Below are 15,123 nucleotides of genomic sequence, written 5' to 3'. Positions count from 1 at the left end.
TCCGACTATAAGTAGTTGGAGGCCTTTTACGTTAGGTAATAAGGTGAACATTCAAGAATGGACAGGCAAACTACTGGATAAAGCTAATGCCAATATTAATAAGGCCACCGCCTAGTATCAACCAACCAAACATAATCGCTCCCAAAATAAGCGGTCTAACGCCTGCTTGCTTGATGGCGCTCAAATGAGTGGTTAGGCCTAGCGCAAACATGGCCATCGTCAGTAAAATATCATCTAACAAAATCATATTTTGCTCAAAACCCTCAGACATTGGTACCCATGTATGCAGTATGACAATAGCAATAAAGATAAAAGCAAACCAAGGTACGCTGACTTGTCTAATACGCGCTATAAACGATAATTTTTTATCGCTGTTTTGATTGTCGCCTTGGGTCAAGGCAAACGATAAAACCAGTAAAAATGGCGCGAGCATCATGACGCGTATCATCTTGGTGACAACTGCGGTATTACCAACCTCAGTGTTTACTGCATTACCAGCGACAACAACCTGTGCCACTTCATGGACAGTTGAGCCAGTATAGACGCCGTATTGCTCGGCACTAAGCCAAGGCTGTAACCAACCAAGGTGATACAAAAACGGATAAAGCAGCATAGCTATAGTACCAAACACCACCACTGTTGCTACTGCAATCGTAACCTTGTGCGCCTCAGCTTTGACCACTGGCTCTGCCGCTATGACCGCCGCTGCACCGCAAATACTAGCACCTGAACCAATCAACAAAGTGGTTTTTTTGTCAACCTTTAACCACCTTGTGCCCAGCCAATACGTCAGTAAAAATGTCGATGTCAGTACCAGTGCATCCGTCATAATCGCTGGCATGCCAACGCTTGCAACTTGTGTTATTGTCAGTTTAAAACCATAAAACATAATGGCAAGTCTTAAAATTTGTCCTTTCGCAAAGACCACGCCCGCGTTTAAACGCTCAGCAAAATTAGGATAAATCGTATTACCAAGGATCATTCCAAGCAAGATAGCCAGTGTCAAAGATGACAGACCAACGATATGTCCATTCGACCACGTATTTAAACTGTTATTAAGCCATAAACAAAATAAGCTTCCAATCAGCACCACAATAAGCCCTGCCAAGTGACGATTGCTTGGAAAATAGTGAGTCATTGTTTGGGTCAAAGCATGCATAACAGACGCATCCTACTATCAATAATCAAGATAAGAATAAGCTTATGAATAGACAGTATAAGCCAACTTAAATTATAATAAAAACAGATTAATAAGATATAAACTATCGAAATTTTAGGTTAATAGACTTAACTTAAATAATTGATGTAGGATGCTATTCAACCATGAAAAAACCAATGCAGACGTTACCCAAGATTACTCTTAAACAATTGGCAGTATTTGTCAGTATTTATCAGACGGGTAGTACTAGCCTTGCCAGCGAAGCGCTGTATCTATCACAGTCGGCAGTCAGTAGTGCATTGACCGAGCTAGAGGCGCGCTTACAAATGCCTCTATTTGAGCGAGTAGGGCGTAGGCTTAATCGACATCCCAATGCCCACCCTGTTTATGTGCAAGCACAAGCAATCTTAGGTCAGTCATTAACGCTTGAGCAGTATCATAAGTATCAAGCAGGGCAGATTCACGTCGGTGCAAGTACGACTATTGGCAATTATGTATTGCCACCGCTGCTAGCTCAGCTGTATAAAGCGCTGCCAGAGGCCAATGTCGATATGTATATTGCTAACACCCAGGAGGTCGTCAACGAGGTTGAACAGTTAAATATTGATATTGCTTTAGTCGAAGGTATGCCGCGTCCGACAGACATAAAGGTCATTGAGCAGCGAGAATGGCGTACAGATACTCTAGTAATATTCGCTAAACACAATAGTAAATGGCTAACCCACTGGGCTAAGTATAGTGAAGACGAACATTGTTATAAGTTGACTATAGCGCAGTTAGCGAAGTTACCATTATTGGTACGTGAAGCAGGTTCGGGCACGCGGCAGATTATCGATGAACAATTACTTAAGCATCTGCCAGATGTCAAAGTCGTCATGGCGATTCAGCAGTCAGAGGCGATTAAAAATATGGTCAGTGCAGATATTGGGCTTGGCTGCCTATCGCAGCATGTGATTGAGGCAGAGTTGGCAGCGCAAAAGCTGGTACAAGTAAAGGTAGCAGGCATTGATCTGTCACGGACATGGTGGTTGGTTTGGCACAAGGCTCGTCATCAAAGTCCAATCTGGCAGACCTTTATAGATATTATTCAAGCGCAAGGTAATTAGAGGTACAGTTTAAGCGTTAAAAAAGCGCACCTTAGACAAGTAGCTACAGTGCGCTTCTCTCATTCATTAATAAGCAATATCTATATCAAATTTATTAGCTACGTTTTGATACTGGCTTATCAAGCCTGACGACTAAACTATCACAGGGTACGTTTGGTAAAATATTATCTGCGGTTGCACCGCTGAGCCATGCAGCAATACCATGGCGTTCATGACGACCGATGACCAGCAGATCAACATCGTTTTTATGGCAATAATTGACGATACCTTCACTGTTAGAAATGGCAGTCGTCACTTCAGAGTTTACCGCATTTAATTTGTTGCGCTCTAAAAACTGTGCTAGTTTTGCTCGCGCTTCTTGGCAGCGCTCATCATCGATCTCATCATATAAGCTTGAGGCAGGTACCAATTCATAACCAAAGCCCACCATGGTATCTTTGACGATATGCAATACCGATAGCTTGGAGCCAGGACGATTATCAACGATGCGTTTGGCTTTTTGAGCCACTATATCGGCATCGGCTAATAAGTCAGTGACTAGTAAAATATGTTGGTAACTCATGAGGGTCTCCTCGTAGCAAGTAGTCTTAACTATAGCACTACTGGTGACTGCTGTTAAGTAGTAGATTGTGCTCTTTAAAGGCCTTACTTAAACCAATAATGCATACTATTTAACAGCATTTAATCAGCTACAACCTTTTAAACAAATGACCATATGACTATGACAGTTTTACTCAAGCACTGGCTGATCAAGCTTGACCACCAAGCTATCACACGGAGCGTTAGGCAAGATGTTATCTGCCGTTGCCCCAACCAACCATGCAGCGATTCCGTGACGCTCATGACGTCCGATAATCAGCAAATCAACGTTTTTTTCATGACAATAATTGACGATACCTTTATCGTTAGAGATGGCAGCAGTCACCTCAGAGTTGACTGCCTGTAAGTTATTACGTTCAAGAAAGAGCGCCAGCTTGGTTCGCGCTTTTTGCCAGTGCTCACCATCGACATCACCTGACAGGCTGGACGCTGGTACCAGCTCATAGCCGAAACGTACCATGTCGTCTTCAACGATATGAAGTACTGATAATTTAGCTTCAGGAGAGCCTGCAAGGATACGTTTGGCTTTTTGGGCAACCATATCGGCATCAGATAGCAAGTCGGTAACCAATAAAACATGTTGGTAGCTCATAATGTGCTCCTATTAATGAATACCTTAATATTAGCAGTGCTGACCATCTTTGTTAAGGGTTAAAGCCATATTTTAATTGTGGTTATTGTTACGTCAGTAAGGGTTTAGCGTTCGTGGACTTGACTTATCAATGCTAAAACCCCATCTATAAGCGCTAAGTCAATTTTTAAATAATTCGCTAATAACCCATGTTTGATCACTAAATTTTAAAAACATTTGGCACAATTTTGAGGCTAGACTCTCATATTTACCCAGCTCATTGGGGCGCTATCTACATTATATTATAAGCTATAAGGACAACTATGACTGACACACCGTTTACTGCTGACTTAACGTTGCATCCAGCGTTTGAGCTGATTGAGCATCGCCATATTGAAGCACTATCAATGGATGTGCTGATCAGTCAACACATCAAAACTGGCGCGATGCATTATCATTTAGCGCATCCAAGTGATGAAAATGCGTTTTTGGTGGGCTTTCGCACCCAGCCCATGGATTCAAAAGGTGAAGCGCATATCTTAGAGCATGTGGCCTTGTGTGGTTCTGAGAAGTTCCCGGTACGTGATCCGTTCTTTTCAATGATTAAGCGCTCATTAAATACGTTTATGAATGCGATGACCGCTGCTGATTGGACAGCGTACCCCTATGCCACCCAAAATAAAAATGATTATTTTAACTTGCTTGCCGTCTATCTTGATGCGTCGTTTTTCCCAAATATTCATCCGCTTGATTTTGCCCAAGAAGGTATTCGTGTTGAGCTCGACGAAAATGATAAGCCGCAGTTTAAGGGCATCGTCTTTAATGAGATGAAAGGCGCAATGAGCGGTGAGATTGATCAGTTATATCATACAGTCGCGCATCATTTGTTCCCAACGACGACGTATCATTACAATTCAGGTGGCGATCCTGCTGATATTCCAGACTTGACCCATCCTGAACTGGTTGAATTTCACCGCAGTCATTATCACCCGTCAAATAGCGTTATTATGAGCTTTGGTAATATTCCGGTGGCTGAGACACAAGCGAAAATCCACGACGATGCCTTAGCTCAGTTTGAAGCAGGTAAAAAACACGTATCGCGCCCAGAGCAGCGTTTGTCTGCACCGATTAGCGCTGTCGATACTTATACCGCTGACGAGACTGGACCTGATCAGACCCATCATGTAGTAGCGTGGTTACTGCCATCGATTACCGATCCTAAGCAGCGTTTGGCTCTGCGCTTATTAGAAGGCGTGTTGGTTGAGCACTCAGGTTCGCCATTACGTGCGTATCTTGACAGTCATCCACTGGGCAAGGCACCAAGTCCATTATTGGGGCTTGATGACAGTCATTACGAGATGGTTTTTTTATACCGGTCTACGTGGTTCAAACCCCGAGCATGCCGAAGCGGTAGAGCAAGGTATTATTGATTTGCTGACTGAAGTTGCAAGTAAACCAATCGATGATGAAACCATTGAAACTATCTTGCACCAAATCGAGATCGATCAGCGCCATATCGGTGGTGATAGCATTCCTTATGGTCTAAATTTGATGTTAGAAGGCTTTAGTACCGCCATTCACGATGGCAATCCTATTGATGTCTGGGAGGTCGATGAGCATTTACAGTGGCTACGTGAACAAGTAAAAGATAAGCAGTGGCTGCCTAATTTAATTAAACAGCATTTACTCGATAATCAGCATCGTGTCCGCGTCACACTAACGCCAGATAGTGAAAAATCAGCCCGTTTGGCAGCAGCTGAACAGACTCGTCTTGATACCATCGCCATGGATTTGACGGCTGATGATAAAGATATTTTGCATAAACAGGCATTGGATTTAGCAGCGCGTCAAACTGCACCCGATGATGTCAGCCTTTTGCCAAAAGTTGGCCTAGAAGACGTACCAGCGGATATCAGTTTTAAGCAAGGCACACAAAAGCCTGTGCGTTTAAGCGGGCAAGACAGCACCTTGTTTGAGTATGAAGCAGGTACCAATGGCTTATATTATTATCAAGTCATTGTGCCGTTGACTGATGCGATCGGTGAGCATAACCATGATGAGCTACCCGTCAATGAAGTGATTAATCATCCACTGCTGCCTATTTACCTAAGTTTGCTATCTGAGCTGGGTACTGACTCCTTGAGTGCGCATGAGCTGCAAGCTAAGCAAGCTGCGCATTCGTCAGGCGTGACGGCGCGTATTAGTCAACGTACCAGTATTGATGATAGCCAATCTATCAGTAGCTATTTTGTCGTAGCAACGCGTGCGCTCAACCGTAAGCCTGAAGCGATTGAGCTGCTAAAAGAAGTTATGGAACATAGCGTCTTTACCGAGCATGACCGTATCAAAGAGATATTACAGCAGCGTCAAGCCAGCTGGCAATCGAACCTTGCAGGATCGGGCCACGCTTATGCCATGCAAACGGCCAGTCGTGGTATGAGTCGCCAAGCGCAGCTAGAATATGTACGCAGTGGTCTGCCCGCCCTCAATGCGCTTAAAGCATTTTTGACGCAAGCAAGTACGGATGAGGCGCAGTGGGACAAGTTGGCAAACAGCTTGATGGACTTACATCAGCGTTTGATCAGTTTGCCCAAGCACGCCGTTCTCATTTGTGAAGCGGAGCAAACCGAACGTTTAAGCAACTTGATTGTTGATAGCTGGAAAGACAGCAGTGCCCAAAAGCTGGCTGAAAAGTTGAAAGATTCTGATGCTGGTATTGAAGATAATATCCCAAGCGAGTTTGCAGACTTGCAACTTGATCCGGCATTAAACGGCGAACAAGACGCGGTGAAAACCATAGAAAGTGGTACTACTGCCGATGTTGAAGATTTAGCATGGCTTGTACCGACCAACGTCTATCATAATGCTAGCGTTTATACCGCTCCGGCCGCTGACCATCCAGATACGGCAGCGCTTATGGTATTAGCACCTTACTTACGCAATGGTTACTTGCATGGCGCTATTCGCGAGCGCGGCGGTGCTTATGGCGGCGGAGCTGGTTACGATGCCAATGCTTGCGCATTTAAGTTCTTTAGCTATCGTGATCCGCATTGTGCCGAAACCTTTGCGCACTTTGACGCCAGTATTGAATGGTTGTTAAGTGAGCCGCAAACGGATGAGCAGCTAGAAGAAGCTATCCTAGGAATTATATCAGGTATGGATAAGCCAGGTTCTCCAGCAGGCGAAGCAATTAAAGCCTGTTTTGCTGATCTCCACCAGCGTAGTGCAGACTGGCAACGTAAGATGCGTGCCGCTATTTTGGCAGTGACGGTCGAAGACTTACAGCGCGTGGCCAGGCAGTACTTGCAAGGACAACAGCATGTACGTGCGGTACTCGCGCCCTATGATAAAGAAGACAGTATCAAAGATCTAGGCTTTAAAGTTTGTAAAATCAAAAGCTAGAGCAGTAGAGGCTATGAGGTAGTAAAAGACAGTAAATAGCATACAAAAAGCCAAGCGTAATGCTTGGCTTTTTGTTATTTTGCGTCCAATTCAATAGCGCTTGATACTTTGATCCTTACCGATAAGGTCTTGATGAATAGGAAAGTCAGACAAATCATCGAACTGCTTACGATCTGCAAAATAGCTGGTCAATGTACGGCGTACTGCCTCAAAAGCAATATTGTCCCATGGAATGTCTTCTTCATTAAACAAAGCACAGTCCAAGCTTTCAGAACCAATGCCGTAAGCGCCATCCTTTAAATCAGTCAAATAAATACTGTAGATTTGGCCAATATCCGGAATGTCATAAATACAGTACAAATGAGGATTAAGGACAACAGCGTCGGCTTCTTCAAAGCTTTCTCGTGCGGCACCCTCAGCCATGGTTTCACCATTTTCCATAAAACCTGCTGGTATGGTCCATAAGCCATATTGAGGCTCGATAGCACGGCGACATAGCAGTACTCTGTCTTTGTGTACTACCAAAGAGCCACAAATTACCTTTGGGTTTTCGTAGTGAATGTAGCCACAGTTTGGGCATACCAGACGCGGTACATTATCAGTAGCTGGTATCTTGCGTTCTGCTTCATGACCACATGCTAGACAATAGCGCATATCAACTGCCTTATTTTGATGAAATAAAAAAGTGGTAAAAGTTGCTGATTTTTAGGATATTTTTATCGACATAGTGCTTGTAGCTTTTATAAGTATAGCCAAAGGGTATGACTTTAGGTCTAAACACTATTTTAAGCTTAAACGTTGCCTTAAGTACGTTGTTTTAAGATAGCATAAAATAAGGCTATGCTGAATAATGGTAACATGAACACGTCATTTATCCGCAATAGAGCAAACATGACTCAGATATTACGTTAGTTATTTACCCATATAAGAGATGACTGGCTTGATAAAGAATAGCCAGTCACGTAAAAGTGGGGTAGTGATGAGCAGACTGCGCTAATCTAAGCTACAAAGAACGATATGGCTTAGCATGACCTAGCAACACTACCAATATCTTGGATAATGTCTGCCTCTACCGATGTTGTTATAAATGAGGGCAACGACAACCAAGGCGAGCGCGCCTACCAGTGTTGGGGTAACCAAAAAATGCCATTTGACACCGCCAAGCATGACAATTAGTGGATTTGAGCCTGCAGGCGGATGCGGTACCCGAAACAATAGCATAAGTGCAATGGCAGTACCGACAGCGAGTGCCAAGCTCCACCACTCAATACCAAATATCGTCATAAATGATAGACCCGTAAAAGTGGTGATAAAATGACCACCAACAATATTTCTTGGCTGAGCGAATGGGCTTTCTGGATAAGCAAAAATAAGCAAACAGCTGGCACCAAATGAGCCCAAAATCATAGCAACATTTTGCCAATTGCCAATCAATGCCAAGGCGGCGGTTGCTAATGTACCGCCAAGCCAAGCCAGTCCAATGATAACTAAGGGCAGTCTTTGCGGGCAATCATCAATTCTGCCTTGCATTTTATTCAACGAAAAAATCTTATTCACTAGCGCTTCCTAAATACTATACTGATAAATTTAGTGACTTGATTTACGATAAGTCTTCTTCTTTTTGAGATTTTTTTATAGAAAACCTGACTGATTGATACTTAACCATGATAAAGATATAGGCCGATTATAATGTTAATACCTTCGCAGTCTGCACAATTCGATAAACTGTCAGTCGCTGTCCCCACGTTTATTCGTCATCCTACGCTCAGAACATTGGCTGAGCGAGTACAGCATGAGACTTTAAATGCTGTCACCAGTCCAGCGGTATATCATTCTTACAATACCTCCCGCAGTGCTCGTATTTTGGACAGTCTATACCAAACGCCAATCGCCGATGCGTCGATATTGGTGGCCATTACTCATGAGCGCCATCCTAAGCTATTACTGACACGTCGCGCCGCCCATATGAATAGTCATGCAGGGGAGGTCTCCTGTGCTGGTGGTAAGTATGAAGTAGGTGACGGCAACAATGTTGTCACAGCCTTACGTGAAGCTTGCGAGGAGACGGCGTTACCACCAAATAAAGTGCAGCTACTGGGTCAATTACCTATTCAAACCTCTAAAAGCGGCATGAGTGTGCGTCCAATCGTGGCGCTCATTACTCCAGGTTTAGTATTGGTGCCTGAGATGGGAGAGATATCACGCATCTTTTGGGCAGATTTTGAAACCTTGCTTACTCAGCCAACTGTAGAATATGCAGTAGAGTATGCGATGCAAGATCAAGTTGCGACGATGCTTACGCCCAGCTGGCAAGTAGATGGTGAGACAGTATGGGGGCTAACAGGACGCGTCATCGCAAGTCTACTAGAAACTGGGTTTGATCGGCAGCTTGAATGGTATTACCGTATACAAGACAGCAGACTATAAAAGTTGTCAGCTTATAAGCGCTTACGTATATTTATCTAATAAAAAAGCATTACTTAGGTTTTTTGTGGATTTATTATAGTTACTGTTCGCCTTGTTGATAATGTTTTTAGATATTCTATTTACTACTAATAATATTCGCGACCTATAATCGATATTAAATAAAGTGGTTACAAGGCTCCATGATGCGTGATTGGTACAAATTTTACTTATTTGTTGTTTGTCAGCTGGCACTTTTTATTGATAATAATCATCGTTTTTCTTTAGCCACCAGTTCATATTATCCTGACGCTTAGCGCGAAACTGCTCAAGCTTGTCAGCAATGCTACTATTGTGCTGGCGGGCTGTATCAAGCGCAAACAAAATAGGTACTGAGGACAACACCCCGAAACGTATCTTTGATTTGGGCAGATCTAGTCCATCGCCGATATCATCACCGACTAAGGTGCGTGTCACACTGGCATTCACCATCTCAACGAAGCGTCCACGTCGATTGTCCTCGCCCATTAACTGACGTGGCAAGTCGTGCAAAGCTTTGGCAAGTGGCCGACCCATCTTAAAGTCAAGCTGTTGAATAGATAAATAGGTATACAGCCACTCCCAGCACGCAGATTCATCCTTCGGTAAGCGCTGTAAGTCAACGCCCATCCAATAACTGGCAAGATTCCACAGATGCAAGATACCTTCGGCTTCTTCTTTGCTAATACGTGCTCCCAATAACTGCAGTCCGCGCATAATCAATAACGAAAATTGCAAATGGGTAGCGATCATGTCTGTCTGATTGATGGGAATGCCCCAATAGGCCGTATTCCAAGTACCATCCGGATTATGATGCTGATCGGCATTTGGTATAACACCTTTGGCCGCGTTGCCTTTGCCTTTGAGTAAGTTTTGCCGTACCAAGGTATGAATTTGGCGGACGTTGATAGACTGTCGCCAGCCCTCAGATCCAATCGCCAAGACATGATCAATAGGCTTGCGGTTATTGCGCGCGCTAGAATCTAGTTGCGGATGTTCAGATACAGCCAGTATATAAGCATAGGTACGCATTAAGCGTGGCAATGCATCGTGCATCAAAGCGCCAGTCTGGATGAGCGGTAAGGAGAGAGCAGGGATACTATAGCCTGCCATGAGCGCAACATTACGCAGTAGCCAGATGAGCATTAGCGGATAACGGCGATAGGCGACTGCCCCAATCTGTGCAAGCTTGGGATCAAACCAATCAGGATGGCTACTAAATTGCTCGGTTAACAAGCTAAATGAAGGGTTGGTTGCAAGATTGACGTTTGGCTGGTCATCGATGATGAGTTTTTGTAAGGGTTTTGCAAAACGCACACCGTCAGTTGCTAAGGCATCTGCTAGTGGGTCCCCAATGTCGTAGCCAGCCACCATCTCATCTAACAATGATTGTGAGACAGTAAAGTCTTTAGGTAGCAGGTAACGTCTGATACGGCGCAGAACTTGTAAATCACTATGATCTGTAATCGCAGTAGTACGCCCATGACGTTGATAGCTCTGTACAGATGCTTTGTCTGATACTAGCGGATCACTAAGCGTAGCAGAGTCATTAACAAAGGAGTTTTTGGGTTTCATATTTATAATGTACCATCATGTCGGCTGCTAATGGTAATCAGTTGCCATACCAGCTGTCATAAACCATTGGCTTAAATATTAATGGCGTGTTAAATCTACTGATGTACCGCTAACGCTGTCTTTTAAGCTTAATTTGAGCATAATATAGCCGGCAACACCAGATACGATCGAGCCCATAATAATACCTAAACGCTCATCGAACAATGATGTGTCGCCTGCAAATGCCAGACCTCCGATAAACAAACTCATCGTAAAGCCCACACCGCATAATAAGGCTGCACCATAAATCTGCTTATAATCCATGCCTCTTGGCATGGTCGAGATACCAAGTTTAAAGATGAGCCAACACATGACCATGACACCTACTTGCTTACCGATAAATAGTCCTGCGGCGATACCAAGGGGTACTGAATGGAATAGCTCAGCGAACCCTGCGCCTTTAAGCGAGATGCCCGAGTTGGCAAACGCAAATAGTGGCAAAATACCATAAGATACCGTGTTTTGTAGATCATGTTCAAGCTCCTCAAGCGGCGAATGTTCAGGGTCCGTACGGTCAAACAATGGAATGAATAACGCTAAAACAACGCCTGCTAGCGTTGCATGAATACCAGATTTGAGCACTGCTATCCACATAATAACGCCAATGAGTAAATAGGGCGTGAGGCTAGTAATATTTCGGCGATTAAGTAAATATAAAAAGGGCAGACATAAGCCTGCGACGGCTAGTGAGCTTAACGATAACTCGCTTGTATAAAATAAAGCAATGATTAAAATAGCACCGATATCATCAAAGATAGCAATAGATACCAAAAACACTTTTAAGGAGTTAGGTACGCGGTTACCAAGCAGACTTAAGATACCTAGAGCAAACGCAATATCGGTTGCAGCAGGAATAGCCCAGCCTTTCCAAAACTCAGGTTCGTTGTAGTTAAAAAGTAGATACACAATAGCTGGCACAATCATACCACCCACTGCGGCACCAGCTGGAAGGATAATCTGTTTAACATTGGACAACTCGCCAATAAGCACTTCGCGTTTGAGCTCAAGCCCAACTAAAAAAAAGAAAACTGCCATCAAACCATCGTTTATCCAATGATGAGCGTCTTTGGCAATTCCAAAATCGCCTATTTGAATAGCAACAGGTGCGTGAATAAAAGATTCGTACCAAACATTGAGAGGACTATTGGCGACAATCATGGCTGCGATAGCTGCCAAAGCTAATACAATACCACCTGAAGCATCGAGGTTAAAAAATGCCCTAACTTTTTGTATTGCCATATCATCCTCATTTGTTAAATACATACTATAAACGTAAACGTCTATCTGACAGCTTTGTAATATCGCTGATAGCTCGCTTTAGTTTCTCATAATTTCATCAATATAAACAATAAAATGCGTTAAACAATATATATCAGCTTATCGCATTCTATTATGACAGGCGATACAAAAACGATAACAAGATTGATAACGCTATTACGACCTAATAAATACCTTAAGTCTATCTTCTTTTTCGGTGTTTTTTCATTACTAAAAAGTATTCTATGTTTTGTGATAGATACTGACAACCGTTATACATAAGATGCAGCTGTCTTAGGCAGATTCGCGAGCGTTATCATAAATTATAATGTTATAACATGATAGTGTTTACAGACAGATATTGCTTATGGACAAATAGTCCTTACAGACAAATAGTATCTACCGTTAAGTAGGCATATAGTCATGACAAATCTAACAAGCTTTGCTGCGCCTTTGGTCTTTTTATAGTTTTAACTTTATAATAAGTCGCTTTTCAACCAACACTTCAACCTATCCACTATTTTATTTTAATATTTATATTGATATTAAAGGCCGCTTGACTGGCGGTCTAGTGTTTTTGGCTGTTTTTATGAGAATTTTATAACAAGGCCATCTCTATGGACGTATCTTTAACCCTAGAAATTATTTTGATGCTCACTGCGGTGGCAGCGCTCGCTGGTTTTATCGATGCCATCGCAGGTGGTGGCGGACTGCTTACCATACCTGCGATGCTACTGGCTAATATACCACCAGTACTCACCTTAGGCACCAATAAGTTACAGGCTGCCTCAGGTGCGCTTGCGGCCTCCATTACCATGGTTAAAAAAGGAGTGGTCAAACCTCAACGTATAAAGATTGCCATTATTGCAGCTTTTATCGGTTCAGTCATTGGTACTATTGCTGTGCAATTGTCCCCGCCTGATCTTCTAGAAAGGCTGATTCCATTTTTGATCGCTGCTATTGGAATTTATACCTTGTTTGCCCCTAGACTTGGTGAAGTTGAGGCTGCACCGCGTATCTCGGAAAGTAAGTGGCAAAAAGTCGTGGCGCCATTGATTGGATTTTATGATGGTTATATAGGACCAGGTACGGGTATGTTTTTTGCACTTGGTAATGTCGCTTTACGTGGAAGGCAGATTATTGAAGCGACTGGAGCTGCCAAAGTATTGAACTTATCTACCAATATTGGCTCGCTAATATTTTTTATTTTAGGTGGCAATGTGCTTTGGAAAGTGGGGCTGGCGATGATGGTTGGTCAAACGATAGGCGCTTATTTTGGCTCGCATATGGTAGTCAAAGGCGGTAGTAAGCTGATTCGCCCAGTGATTGTGTTGGTATGCTTGGCAATGTTGACTAAATATGTGTTCGGTTAGGTTTATAGTCAATAACCGCCAATGCTCTACAGTTACTATAAAACAGCTACAAAACCAAGTTATAAAAAACCCCAAACTAATCAGTCTGGGGTTTTTAACGTTTTATAATATTAAGCTGTCCTACTATTATATGTAGTTACTTGTATGCGTAGCTACTTACGGCGATCGACATCATCGTACTCACTACCCATCAATCCATCGCTAAAGACTTGTGAGAATTCACGCTCATTGTCTTCATCAATATGACCATCAAATACATCTTTTGCACCAGCATAAGGATCGTTGTAAATGGCAACATCCATTTTGTTTTCTGACTTTGCCACAATCGTTGTCACCGCTGCATCACCGCCAACGTTCACTGCTGTACGCAACATGTCCAAGATACGATCCACACCTAAGATAAGACCAATACCTTCAATAGGTAAGCCTACTTGAGCAAATACCATCGATAACATGATTAGACCTACGCCTGGTACACCTGCTGTGCCGACAGAGGCCAATACTGACATTAAGATAACAGTCAGATATTCGGTAATGCCCAAATCAATCCCATAGATATTGGCAATAAAAATGGTCGCAGTACCTTGCATGATAGCCGTACCATCCATGTTGATGGTCGCCCCAAAAGGCACAGTAAACGATGCAACTGAGTTATTGACCCCCATACGCTTGGTTACTGTGCGTAAGGTAATAGGAATGGTGGCGTTCGAGCTTGACGTACTAAATGCAAAAATCTGCACTTCGCGCATCTTGGCTAAAAAGGTCTTGATTGATAAACCTGAGAATAGCTTGAGCACGATCATCATCGTAATAAAGAAATGGAAAGCAAGAGAGCCAACCAGTACAGCGACATAACCGAGTAATGACCAAATAAGATCCAAACCAAGCTCAGCCATTGCCTTCGTTAAAAGTGCAAATACACCATAAGGAGCTAGGTTCATGATGATAGTCACCATCTTTAAGATGACTTCATTGATGAGCTCTAAACTTTGCACTAAGCCTTTGGCAGGCTTACCGACCATCAAAATACTAATACCAATCAAAATGGCAAAGAAAATAATAGACAACATATCGCCATTTGCCATCGCGCTAATGGGGTTGGATGGGATAATGTTGGAGAATACGTCAAGTAGTGGCGGCGCAGATTTGGCTTCAAAAGCGGCTTCGGTTCCGATATCCATCCCTTTACCGATGCCGAATAAAATACCAAGCCCAATCGCAGTCGCAATCGCTAAGGCCGTTGTCATCATATAAATAAGAAAAGTCTTGGTACCAATACGGCCAAGTAAGCGAATATCACCGATACCGCAAACACCGCAAATAAGTGAGATTAATACTAAAGGTACCACCAGCATTTTTAGCGAGTTAACGAACAGCTTACCAATAATGGCAAAAAATCCATTCGTTACATAGGTATTAACAAAGCTGCCTTCACCATTAAGTCCGGAATAATTCAAAAATAAACCCAGTATAATACCGAGTACCATGGCAACAATAATCTTGCCCGTCAGTCCCATATTTTTCCACATAACTTATATCCTTGGTATACGTAACTTTTGGCAATAAAACTGATTATTAAATTATGATGACTAATATCAT

Annotated in this window: 11 protein-coding genes and 1 pseudogene; 4 read left to right on the top strand and 8 right to left on the bottom strand. The window is 43.0% G+C overall.

Annotated features, from left to right (window positions below; translation table 11 throughout):
* Positions 1-70 precede the first annotated feature (70 nt).
* A complete protein-coding gene (locus PENNN9_RS09780) occupies positions 71-1,159 on the bottom strand; it encodes a YeiH family protein (protein WP_058369506.1) in 1,089 nt (362 codons plus the stop codon).
* Positions 1,160-1,323: 164 nt separating this feature from the next.
* Between PENNN9_RS09780 and PENNN9_RS09775 the strand changes: the two genes are divergently transcribed.
* Positions 1,324-2,265 carry a LysR substrate-binding domain-containing protein gene (locus PENNN9_RS09775; RefSeq protein WP_058369505.1) on the top strand — a complete coding sequence of 314 codons (942 nt, stop codon included), beginning with the start codon at positions 1,324-1,326 and terminating at the stop codon, positions 2,263-2,265.
* A 94-nt stretch (positions 2,266-2,359) separates the two neighbouring features.
* On the opposite strand, the gene PENNN9_RS09770 is transcribed toward PENNN9_RS09775, so the two are convergent.
* Complete coding sequence (locus PENNN9_RS09770; protein WP_058369504.1) at positions 2,360-2,827, bottom strand: universal stress protein; 468 nt, start codon at positions 2,825-2,827, stop codon at positions 2,360-2,362.
* A 168-nt stretch (positions 2,828-2,995) separates the two neighbouring features.
* Entirely contained in the window at positions 2,996-3,457 is a 462-nt protein-coding gene (locus tag PENNN9_RS09765; RefSeq protein WP_058369503.1) for a universal stress protein, read from the bottom strand.
* A gap of 302 nt (positions 3,458-3,759) precedes the next feature.
* On the opposite strand from PENNN9_RS09765, the pseudogene PENNN9_RS09760 reads away from it, so the two are divergent.
* Positions 3,760-6,838, top strand: a pseudogene (locus PENNN9_RS09760) (insulinase family protein).
* Positions 6,839-6,928: 90 nt separating this feature from the next.
* Here the strand turns inward: PENNN9_RS09760 and PENNN9_RS09755 are convergent.
* Together PENNN9_RS09755 and PENNN9_RS09750 are read right to left on the bottom strand one after the other, a co-directional pair.
* Entirely contained in the window at positions 6,929-7,492 is a 564-nt protein-coding gene (locus tag PENNN9_RS09755) for an NUDIX hydrolase (RefSeq protein WP_058369502.1), read from the bottom strand.
* 387 nt (positions 7,493-7,879) lie between these two features.
* Positions 7,880-8,395, bottom strand: coding sequence for an HPP family protein (locus PENNN9_RS09750; RefSeq protein ID WP_227511787.1), 516 nt, complete (start codon positions 8,393-8,395; stop codon positions 7,880-7,882).
* A gap of 132 nt (positions 8,396-8,527) precedes the next feature.
* Between PENNN9_RS09750 and PENNN9_RS09745 the strand changes: the two genes are divergently transcribed.
* A complete protein-coding gene (locus PENNN9_RS09745; RefSeq protein ID WP_058369500.1) occupies positions 8,528-9,265 on the top strand; it encodes an NUDIX hydrolase in 738 nt (245 codons plus the stop codon).
* Positions 9,266-9,499: 234 nt separating this feature from the next.
* Here PENNN9_RS09745 and PENNN9_RS09740 read toward each other — a convergent pair whose 3' ends face one another.
* A complete protein-coding gene (locus PENNN9_RS09740; RefSeq protein ID WP_082638068.1) occupies positions 9,500-10,855 on the bottom strand; it encodes an oxygenase MpaB family protein in 1,356 nt (451 codons plus the stop codon).
* Positions 10,856-10,933: 78 nt separating this feature from the next.
* A complete protein-coding gene (nhaA, locus tag PENNN9_RS09735; RefSeq protein ID WP_058369499.1) occupies positions 10,934-12,133 on the bottom strand; it encodes a Na+/H+ antiporter NhaA in 1,200 nt (399 codons plus the stop codon).
* A 635-nt stretch (positions 12,134-12,768) separates the two neighbouring features.
* On the opposite strand from nhaA, the gene PENNN9_RS09730 reads away from it, so the two are divergent.
* Positions 12,769-13,524 (top strand): TSUP family transporter, encoded by a 756-nt coding sequence (locus tag PENNN9_RS09730; protein ID WP_058369498.1) that lies wholly within the window; start codon positions 12,769-12,771, stop codon positions 13,522-13,524.
* Positions 13,525-13,676: 152 nt separating this feature from the next.
* On the opposite strand, the gene PENNN9_RS09725 is transcribed toward PENNN9_RS09730, so the two are convergent.
* Complete coding sequence (locus PENNN9_RS09725; RefSeq protein WP_058369497.1) at positions 13,677-15,053, bottom strand: dicarboxylate/amino acid:cation symporter; 1,377 nt, start codon at positions 15,051-15,053, stop codon at positions 13,677-13,679.
* Between the last annotated feature and the right edge of the window lie 70 nt (positions 15,054-15,123).

Source organism: Psychrobacter sp. ENNN9_III (assembly GCF_001462175.1).
In the GTDB taxonomy this organism is placed as follows: Bacteria; Pseudomonadota; Gammaproteobacteria; order Pseudomonadales; family Moraxellaceae; genus Psychrobacter.
Note: the sequence above shows the minus strand (reverse complement) of the source record. Positions and strands in the feature narration are given on the sequence as shown.

What these genes read in the sequence shown, in the direction of transcription:
- PENNN9_RS09740 (WP_082638068.1), bottom strand. Translation starts at nt 10,855, where the DNA reads ATGAAACCCAAAAACTCCTTTGTTAATGACTCTGCTACGCTTAGTGAT.
- PENNN9_RS09775 (WP_058369505.1), top strand. Translation starts at nt 1,324, where the DNA reads ATGAAAAAACCAATGCAGACGTTACCCAAGATTACTCTTAAACAATTG.
- PENNN9_RS09755 (WP_058369502.1), bottom strand. Translation starts at nt 7,492, where the DNA reads ATGCGCTATTGTCTAGCATGTGGTCATGAAGCAGAACGCAAGATACCA.
- PENNN9_RS09770 (WP_058369504.1), bottom strand. Translation starts at nt 2,827, where the DNA reads ATGAGTTACCAACATATTTTACTAGTCACTGACTTATTAGCCGATGCC.
- PENNN9_RS09765 (WP_058369503.1), bottom strand. Translation starts at nt 3,457, where the DNA reads ATGAGCTACCAACATGTTTTATTGGTTACCGACTTGCTATCTGATGCC.
- PENNN9_RS09745 (WP_058369500.1), top strand. Translation starts at nt 8,528, where the DNA reads ATGTTAATACCTTCGCAGTCTGCACAATTCGATAAACTGTCAGTCGCT.
- PENNN9_RS09780 (WP_058369506.1), bottom strand. Translation starts at nt 1,159, where the DNA reads ATGCATGCTTTGACCCAAACAATGACTCACTATTTTCCAAGCAATCGT.
- nhaA (WP_058369499.1), bottom strand. Translation starts at nt 12,133, where the DNA reads ATGGCAATACAAAAAGTTAGGGCATTTTTTAACCTCGATGCTTCAGGT.
- PENNN9_RS09725 (WP_058369497.1), bottom strand. Translation starts at nt 15,053, where the DNA reads ATGTGGAAAAATATGGGACTGACGGGCAAGATTATTGTTGCCATGGTA.
- PENNN9_RS09730 (WP_058369498.1), top strand. Translation starts at nt 12,769, where the DNA reads ATGGACGTATCTTTAACCCTAGAAATTATTTTGATGCTCACTGCGGTG.